10 protein-coding genes are annotated in these 8,754 nt (G+C 55.7%); 6 read left to right on the top strand and 4 right to left on the bottom strand.

Annotated features, from left to right (window positions below):
* Positions 1-210: 210 nt before the first annotated feature.
* From IHN22_RS11775 to IHN22_RS11765, 3 genes are all read left to right on the top strand, one after another.
* Positions 211-1,167, top strand: coding sequence for an L-lactate dehydrogenase (locus IHN22_RS11775; RefSeq protein ID WP_087187510.1), 957 nt, complete (start codon positions 211-213; stop codon positions 1,165-1,167).
* Between the two features lie 144 nt (positions 1,168-1,311).
* Positions 1,312-1,650 carry a hypothetical protein gene (locus IHN22_RS11770; RefSeq protein WP_191435549.1) on the top strand — a complete coding sequence of 113 codons (339 nt, stop codon included), beginning with the start codon at positions 1,312-1,314 and terminating at the stop codon, positions 1,648-1,650.
* 100 nt (positions 1,651-1,750) lie between these two features.
* Positions 1,751-2,134: a RidA family protein gene (locus tag IHN22_RS11765; protein WP_191435547.1), complete on the top strand. Its 384-nt coding sequence runs from the start codon at positions 1,751-1,753 to the stop codon at positions 2,132-2,134.
* Between the two features lie 99 nt (positions 2,135-2,233).
* Here the strand turns inward: IHN22_RS11765 and IHN22_RS11760 are convergent, their stop codons facing one another.
* Positions 2,234-3,601 (bottom strand): MATE family efflux transporter, encoded by a 1,368-nt coding sequence (locus IHN22_RS11760; protein ID WP_191435545.1) that lies wholly within the window; start codon positions 3,599-3,601, stop codon positions 2,234-2,236.
* 231 nt (positions 3,602-3,832) lie between these two features.
* Here IHN22_RS11760 and IHN22_RS11755 point away from each other — a divergent pair, with 231 nt between their 5' ends.
* Positions 3,833-4,075, top strand: a complete 243-nt coding sequence (locus IHN22_RS11755; RefSeq protein ID WP_087187506.1) for a FeoA family protein — start codon at positions 3,833-3,835, stop codon at positions 4,073-4,075.
* Positions 4,066-5,355, top strand: a complete 1,290-nt coding sequence (locus tag IHN22_RS11750) for a FeoB small GTPase domain-containing protein (protein WP_191435543.1) — start codon at positions 4,066-4,068, stop codon at positions 5,353-5,355. The genes IHN22_RS11755 and IHN22_RS11750 overlap by 10 nt, the downstream gene beginning before the upstream one ends.
* A 29-nt stretch (positions 5,356-5,384) precedes the next feature.
* On the opposite strand, the gene IHN22_RS11745 is transcribed toward IHN22_RS11750, so the two are convergent.
* From IHN22_RS11745 to IHN22_RS11735, 3 genes are all read right to left on the bottom strand, one after another.
* Complete coding sequence (locus tag IHN22_RS11745) at positions 5,385-6,785, bottom strand: recombinase family protein (protein WP_300986575.1); 1,401 nt, start codon at positions 6,783-6,785, stop codon at positions 5,385-5,387.
* Positions 6,786-7,123: 338 nt separating this feature from the next.
* Positions 7,124-7,678, bottom strand: a complete 555-nt coding sequence (locus IHN22_RS12860; protein WP_191435541.1) for a PH domain-containing protein — start codon at positions 7,676-7,678, stop codon at positions 7,124-7,126.
* A gap of 42 nt (positions 7,679-7,720) precedes the next feature.
* Positions 7,721-8,344, bottom strand: coding sequence for a LexA family protein (locus tag IHN22_RS11735; protein ID WP_162611102.1), 624 nt, complete (start codon positions 8,342-8,344; stop codon positions 7,721-7,723).
* A gap of 148 nt (positions 8,345-8,492) precedes the next feature.
* Between IHN22_RS11735 and IHN22_RS11730 the strand changes: the two genes are divergently transcribed.
* The gene (locus IHN22_RS11730; RefSeq protein WP_191435539.1) at positions 8,493-8,714 is read left to right on the top strand and encodes a helix-turn-helix transcriptional regulator; all 222 of its coding nucleotides are present in this window, start codon (positions 8,493-8,495) and stop codon (positions 8,712-8,714) included.
* Positions 8,715-8,754: the final 40 nt, after the last annotated feature.

Genomic DNA, 8,754 nt, shown 5'->3' with positions numbered 1-8,754 from the left:
TGGGAAAGTCCGGCCCGCGAAAAAAGCGGAGCCTTTACGAATCTTAAGACGTGAGGAACGAATAGAGCCCAGCACCCAAAGAAATTTGCGGTTTTGTTGCAGTAGCAACAGACAAAATACCTAAAATCATATATGATTTAGAAAACACAAGGAAAGCTGCAAAAAGCACAGGCCGTGGAGTGATCCACGGAACATAGAGAGGTGTATATGATGAAAAAGACCATCGTCAATCCCCGCAAAGCTGCCATCGTCGGCTGCGGTTTTGTAGGCTCCGCCACGGCCTTTGCCCTGATGCAGAGCCATCTGTTTTCCGAACTGGTGCTGCTGGACGTGAACTTCGACAAGGCCGATGGTGAGGCCAAGGACATTGCTCACGGCATCCCCTTTGCGGGGGCTATGAAAATCTATGCCGGCACCTATGACGATGTGGCGGATGCCGCTGTGGTCATTGTGACGGCGGGGGCCAATCAGAAGCCCAACGAGACCCGGCTGGATCTGGTCCACAAGAATGTAGCGATCTTCAAGAGCATCATCCCTGAGATCGCAAAGCGGGATTTTCAGGGGATCCTGCTCATTGTCTCCAATCCGGTTGATATCCTGACCTATGCAGCCCTCAAGCTCAGCGGGCTGCCGGAGCACCGTGTGATTGGCTCTGGTACCGTGCTGGATACCGCCCGGCTCAAGTACCAGCTGGGGCAGCACCTCCATGTGGACAGCCGCAGTGTCCACGCCTTCATCATCGGTGAACACGGCGACAGCGAGATCGCCGCCTGGAGCAGCTCCAACGTCTCCGGTATCCCCCTCAACGACTTCTGCGAGATGCGGGGCCATTTCGATCACGCCTCTGCCATGAAGGAGATTGCCGAGAAGGTCAAGACCAGCGCCTATGAGATCATTGCCAAGAAGCAGGCTACCTACTATGGCATTGCCATGTCGGTAAAGCGGATCTGCGAGGTCATTGTCCGCAATGAGCGGTCCATCCTGCCGGTGTCCACCATGATGCACGGGGAGTACGGCATCGAGGGCATTGCACTGAGTATGCCCGCCATTGTAGGCTTGGACGGGGTGGAGACCCATGTGCCTATCGTGCTGGACCAGGAGGAGCAGGAGCAGCTGCGCCGCTCGGCGGAGACCCTGAAGCAGGTGGCTGCCACTCTGGAACTGTAATCGGAAATTATAAAGAATTCCTTTCTTTTTGCGGCTGGCACAACTTTCCGGCCTCGACGGGAGTCTAAGCATCGTAACACGGGCGGCAAGGTCTGCCCGGTGAATGCATCAATCCCAGACAGGGACAAAGAAAGGAACATGACTATGAAGCGGAAGATTTGCCTGGTTCTTACTCTGGTGCTTGTGGTGTTTGCACTGAGCGCCTGCGGAAAGGCTGACAGCGGTAAAAAGACGGACGATGGTTCCAGCCAGCCTCAGTCCACGGAGAAGGTAGAGGAAAAAAAGGTGAGCGGGATCATCAACCGGATGGGGGACTATCTGATGCTGCTTACCGGAGATGGTGAGTACCAGGTCATGGATTACGGCAAGGGCGTCAGTGTCGACGGATTTGCCGAGGGTGACTCGGTGGAGATTACTTATACCGGTGAGCTGGGGGTGGACGGTGCTACTCCTGTGATTACCGCCATCAGCAAGGTGAAGTAAAGCGCACCCGTTGCGTTTGGACGGGATCTGTGGGATAATGGCATGAACAGGCCTGTCCTTCAGATGCAGGCCCGATGATGGAAAGGATGAAGTGGATTTTATGGACAATACCTACATTCGCTTTACAGACGATCTGGAGGCCCCCTACTCCGACCTGGTAGTGGTGGACGGGAAGTACCTCTACCTCTCCGGCCTGGTATCCGAGGATCTGGAGACCCAGGAGCTGGCCTGCGGCGACATCACCTTTGAGACCCGCCAGGTGCTGAACAACCTGGAGACTCTGCTCAAGCGCCACGGCTCCGACATGGACCATGTGGTGCGGATCGACGTGCTGCTGCGGGATTTTGCCGAGCGGGACGAGATGAACGCGGAGTATGTGCGCCACTTTGATCCTAAGCGGATGCCTGCCCGGCTGTGCTACGGCAACGTAGGCCTGGCGGACAACTGCAAGATCGAGATCGCAGTCATTGCCGTCAAGTGCTGAGCATAGATCATTGCAAAGAGAAAAGCAGCCCCCCGCGCCTGGTCAAACCGGGCACGGGGGGCTGCTTATTTTTAGATCTCATTATTTTACTTTAAAGGCTTACTCACTGTCTCCCAGGGGAGCAATCACATTGCGGAAGACCAGCCGCAGGAAGAGAAGACTCAAAATCAGGGAGGCTATCTCGGCAATGGGAAAGGACCACCACACGGCGGTTACACTTCCGGTAAAGGAGAGGAAGTAAGCGGCGGGGAGGAGTACCACCAGCTGGCGGACGATGGACATGATCATGCTCAGTACGCCGTTGCCCAAGGCCTGGAACGTGGAGGAGCAGATGATGTTGAAGCCGGCAAATACAAAGCACAGGCTGATGATCCGCAGGGCGGGCACGCCGATCCGCAGCATTTCCGCCGAGGCCTCAAACAGACCCAGAATGGGGGCGGCGAAAAATTGAATGATCACCAGGCCCACCAGCATGATGCCAACGGCCAGAATGGCACTGAAGCGCACGGTTTCCGTAAGACGCTTACGCTTCCGGGCACCAAAGTTGTAGGAGACGATGGGTACCATGCCGTTATTCAGGCCAAATACCGGCATGAATACAAAGCTCTGGAGCTTGAAGTAGACGTTGAATACAGCCACGGCGGTGGAAGTGGAGATGGCGCCCAGGATCAGGTTCATACCAAAGGTCATCACCGAACTGATGGAGTTGAGTACGATGGTGGGGATACCAACGCTATAAATGCGTCCAATGATATGTCCGCGGGGGCGGAACCCCTTCAGTTTGGGATGGATCTCATGGTTGTGGGTAATATTGAAGATCAGAGCCAAAATGGCGGCAACGATCTGGCCCAGCACGGTGGCGGCAGCAGCGCCGGCCACGCCCATCTCCGGGAAGGGGCCAATGCCAAAGATGAGGATGGGGTCCATAACGATGTTGATGACTGCGCCCACGCCCTGGGTGATCATGGTATAGAAGGTGCGTCCAGTGGACTGGAGCAGCCGTTCAAACATGATCTCCATAAAGAGACCAATGGAGAGCCCGGCGCAGATCCGCAGATAAGCCACGCCCTGGTTGACGATATCCGGGTCGTTGTTCTGTGCCAGGAAGAAGGGCTCGGCAAACACAACACCTGCAATGGAAAAGACCAGCATACTGAGGAAGGCCAGGAAAACGCCGTTCTCTGCGGTGCGGTTGGCCGTCTCAAAGTCCTTGGCGCCCAGGCTGCGGGAGAGCAGGGCGTTGACGCCCACGCCGGTACCTACGCTGACAGCGATCATCAGGTTCTGATAGGGGAAGGCCATTCCCACAGCAGCCAGTGCATTTTCGCTGACTTTGGCCACGAAGTAGCTGTCCACCACATTGTACAGAGCCTGCACCAGCATGGAGATCATCATGGGCAGGGACATGGAGAGGACCAGACGTTTGATGGGCATAACGCCCATTTTGTTTTCTTGCAGTTCTGACATAAAAACCTCCCAACCGAAAAGAGAGCCGCAGCGGACCGCTGCGGCAAAAAAGAATCCATTTCGTTGTTATTCTAATCGATTGTATATGGTTAGTCAATAGATTTTCAGTATACGAAACAGTTTTTCAGAGGCACCACCCCTTCTGCTCCGCAATATGATAGGTTGTGGGGGCCTGCACCGGCTGACGGTGAGCCTCCACCCATTTCAAGTGACAGCGAGGAGCGTTATGATATGAGTACCATTACCTTGGATGCCCTTCGGGTGGGCCAGTGGGGCCAGGTGGCCGAGGTGCTGACCGAGCCGGCCATGCGCCGGCGTTTGCTGGACCTGGGACTGGTGCCGGGGACTGCAGTGAGCTGCACGGCGGTCAGCCCAGCGGGTGACCCGGCAGCCTATCTGATCCGTGGGGCGGTCATTGCTCTGCGGCGGCGGGATGCCAGGGGCGTCAGACTGGCAGGCGCGCCATGGGACTGACGCGGGCTGCCACAGGAGTGGGCGCGGCGGCAGTGCTCCAGCCGCTGGAGGTTGACGAAGCGGAACGGGTGGTGGCACTGGCGGGCAATCCCAATGTGGGTAAGTCTACCCTGTTTAATGCACTGACCGGTCTGCGCCAGCACACCGGGAACTGGCCGGGCAAGACCGTAGCGGTGGCTCAAGGGCGATGCCAGTGGAATGGAAGGTCCTATACACTGGTGGATCTGCCGGGTACCTATTCTCTGTTAGCCCACTCCGCTGAGGAGGAAGTGGCACGGGATTTTCTCTGCTTCGGTGGTGCTCAGGGTGCGGTGGTGGTGTGCGACGCCACCTGTCTGGAGCGCAATCTGAATCTGGTGTTCCAGACCCTGGAGCTGGAACCCAGGACCGTGGTGTGTGTCAACCTGCTGGACGAGGCTGCCCGCAAGCATATTACGGTGGATTTGGAGGCTTTGTCTGCCTATTTGGGCGTTCCGGTGGTTGGAAGTTCCGCCGGACGGGAGGAGGGCCTGGAGGATCTGATGGAAGCACTGGACCATCTGTTGGATGGAAAGGAGCTGCCCAAGCCCCGGCCAGTTTGTTATCCGCCCCAGGTAGAATTTGCCGCTGCCTCCCTCAAACCCCTTTTGGAATCCAGACTCCAGGGTAAACTCCCTGTACGCTGGGCCGCGCTGCGGCTGCTGGAGGGAGATCCCACGCTTCCTTCCAGCCTGGCACGGCAGACAGGCTGGGACCCGGAGAAGGACCAGGAACTTCAAGCCGCGTTGACCAGGGCCAGAGAGCAGCTGGCCCACAGCGGGATAACGGACCTGAGCGATCAGCTGGCGGCCAGCCTGGTCCATGCAGCCCACCAGGCAGCCCAAGAGGCCCTGCCCCAGGGTGTGGCTGCTGCAGGGGGGGAACGGCTGGATCGATTGCTTACCGCCAGGGCCACCGGTATTCCCGCCATGCTGCTTCTGCTGGCGGCTGTGCTGTGGCTCACCATAGAGGGGGCTAACTATCCCTCTCAGCTGCTTTCCGATGGGCTGTTCTGGATTCAGGATCGGCTTACCGACCTGTTTGTCTGGCTCAATGCTCCGGAGTGGCTCCACGGGGCGCTGGTCCTAGGCGTATACCGGGTGCTGGCCTGGGTGATCAGCGTCATGCTGCCCCCTATGGCCATCTTCTTTCCCCTTTTTACATTGCTAGAAGATTTTGGATATCTTCCTCGGGTGGCTTTTCTGCTGGATCATGCGTTTCAAAAAGCCAAAGCCTGCGGCAAGCAGGCCCTGACCATGTGAGTAGTATATATAATTTTGTAAATTGCTATTTACAGCCTCCAGTGGAGCTGGACCGACTGGCCGTTGATGGTCACTCGCTCCAGTAGGCCGGCCAGCAGCGCACGTTTACGGTCTGTGTCCCCATTAGCAAAGCCCTTGCGATAGTCCTCTACGGCTGCCAGGAACAGCTCCTTGGCGGGGACCTCATCCGGAGCGTTAAGCTGCGATTCCAGCGCAGCCTTTTGCGCCGTCAGATCGTTGACCCGCTGGGTGATAGATGCCATGGGAATGGAGCCGACCTGATACAGCTCGATCAGACGCTCGATCTGCCGCTCCAGCTCCGCGCAGGTGCGGCGCAGCTTATCCTTGTCTACGTGTACCGTCTTGGCGGCGTCGGCAGCCATGATCGCGTGATCTACGGCAGCGGAGCTGGATACCATCGCATCCACCTGCTGACATACCAGGTGATCCAATGTGCTGATCTCCCAGTTGTCATTTTTGCAGTCCGGGTCACGGACAAATTTGGGGCTGCTTTTGGCTCTGGAATAGCATTTGTAGTATCCATGGTTGGCTGAGTACCGGGCTCCGCAGCGGCTGCAGTACAGCAGGCCTGAGAGCAGATAACCTGCCCGGAAAGGGTTGCGCTGGGACGTGGACTTTGCTGCCTCACGGGTCAGGCTGTTGAGTAGCTGATTGGCGGCAGTAAAGATACAAGCATCCACAATGGGCTGATGTACTCCATCATATTCCTGGCCCATGAAATGGACCTTCCCGATATAGAGGCTGTTCTTCAGCACGTTGCGGACCTTTGCCGCTGTCCACTTTGTGGTGTATTTTGTGGATAACATATGCCAGATCGCGTTGATGGACTTCCCGGCCAGGAACAGATCAAAAGCCTCACGGACCTGCATGGCCTCGTACTCATTGACGGTAAGGACGCCGTCGGCATAGGTATAGCCGGTGGGTGCGTTGCCGCCGCCATGGAAGTACCCGGCTTTGCCCCGGCCGATCCGGCCCATGGTAAAGCGCTCGGTGATCTGATCCTTTTCCAGCTGGGCAAAGACGGATAGTATTCCGATCATGGCCCGGCCGAAGGGTGTAGAGGTGTCGAAGTTCTCATTGATGGAGACAAAATCAGTGCCGTGGGCCAGCAGTTCGTCCTCGATGAGGGTGAGGGTATCCTTCTGGGAGCGGCTGAGCCGGTCCAGCTTGTAAACCACTACAGCGTCCACATGGGTCTCCCGGATCTGCGCCAGCATGGTCTGAAGGGCAGGCCGGTCTGTATTCCCGCCGGAGTATCCCCCGTCTATATAAGTGTGTAGCAGCACCCAGCCCTTGGCCGCACAATAGGACTCCAGCCGGGCGGTCTGCTCCTCGATGGAGTAGTTCTCCAGCTGGTTCTCGGTGGAGACTCTGGCGTAGCCGAATACCATCATTTTGTCCTTGGACACGTGGAGTCCTCCTTGTTTGTGACACAAATGTTCGATTTTTGGCGTTTTAAGAGGCCGGGGCATAAGCCCCGGCTCTTTTTGGCATTCGGACGGAGAGTAGGATCACCCATCTAATGCTCGTTGGATTATATCAATGATTCCATCGTAATACTCTATTGTCCGAAACAAGTAGAAAAGAAAAAGCACAATAAAAATCAGAATAACAACCAGCAATGCAATGCGAGTGTTACGTTTTGCCTCCAACTTTGGATCAGTGTGCCGGCCGCAGGTAGGGCACTTTTTGCCTTTATACTTTGTGCCACAGGCAGGACATTTCATTGTGCGCCCCTCATTTCTATTTATATTCCGAGAAGTTGCCGTTTTTTAGCATCAAACTCATCTTGAGTAATAGCGCCGTTATCTAATAGCTGCTTAAACTTTGCAATTTCATCGGCTGCGCTGGGGGCGGCAATTGTTTGATTCTTGGTGGATGATAATTCTTCAGCCATTTTTAAAGCGGTGTGAATACATTCATAGATATTGTCAGCGCAGTTTCTTAGCACTGAAACAGTGAACTGCTCTTTCATGGTATCGACCTGAATATATCCGTGCAGAAGATCTTTGCGCAAGGAGATGTCATTGATAAACTTGAGCGAAATAGATCTGACTTTACTGCCGATAAGATTCTTTTGGGCGATGATAATGCGCTCGGATGTGATTGCGTAGGCAGAGTTGAAGCCATTGCATATGCCTATGAAAACGGTCAAGATATACTCGTTAGGCTTTACCTCGTCCTCAATTACAGAAAGATGCTTAACGCTCCAGCTTTTAAAAGTACCGGTGCCCATTTGGAAGGTTTTGCAATAGTCATACATATCCTGAGCCGTGCGAAGCGGACGAAATGCTTCAGCCATCATTATATCATCCTCTCTATGTATGAATGTCCAAGTAGGACACTATTTTATTTTCCGTCGCAACTCAACCACTACACCGATGATCTGGACAGGGAGGGATTCAATCTCGGCGGGGGAGTAGGTGCGGGGTGGATAGGTGGGGTTTACCGGGCGGAGCTCCACCGCGCCGTCCTCCCGTAGGAGCACCTGCTTCAGGGTAGCCGCGTCGCCGTTGACCAACACCGCGCAGTCGTCGCCGGTGTCACAGGCGCTGTCTTTACGAAGGATCACCGTGTCCCCCTCCAGATACTTAGGGTACATACTGTCCCCCTTCACCCGCAGGCCGAAGTACTCCCGGCCTCCGCTGGCCCAGGAGACGGGAACCTCCTCCCAGTCCAGGATGTCCTCGATGGCGTCCATGGGGATCCCGGCCTGGATCACCCCCAACACCGGTACCCGCAATGCGTGGGATGCAGGGCTTGCGTTCGGGCTCAGCTCCCGGCCCAGCAGGTAGTCGGCGGAGACATCGAAAAGTTCGGAGAGCTTGCGTACCGTCTCTGGGTTGGGTGTGGCCTCCTCACGTTCCCATTTTCCAACAGCCTGCGGGCTCACAAATAACTGCGCCGCAAGGTCTTTCTGGGAAATTTGACGGGCTGCGCGCAGGGCTTTCAGACGTTGACCGAGCACGTGTTCACCCCCTTTCACCTCAAACTATACAACTAATAGTTGTTGTAAGCAATATGAAGGACACAAAAAGGAGTTGACAGCAACTAAAAGTAGTGATATAGTGGCCGTGTAAACAACCATAGGTTGCGAAATGGAGGTGACCAAAAACGTGGGAAACAACATCCGGACGCTGCGGGAGCAGCAGAGACTTTCCCAATCCGCTCTGGCCCAGAAGCTGGGCGTCTGCCAGCAGGCCGTAGGCAAGTGGGAGCGCGGGATATCAGATCCCAAGTGGTCGCTGGCTCCTCAGCTGGCTGATGCTCTCCATTGTACCATCGACGCCCTCTATGGACGGGGGATATCTAAGTGTGGAAATGATGCCGCAAGTTGAGAAAGTAGGTGAGCTAATGAGGGAGGTAAAAGTAGCCGTT

The sequence above is a fragment of the Flavonifractor sp. An112 genome, assembly GCF_904377885.1.
Classification (GTDB): domain Bacteria; phylum Bacillota; class Clostridia; order Oscillospirales; family Oscillospiraceae; genus Flavonifractor; species Flavonifractor avicola.
Note: the sequence above shows the minus strand (reverse complement) of the source record. Positions and strands in the feature narration are given on the sequence as shown.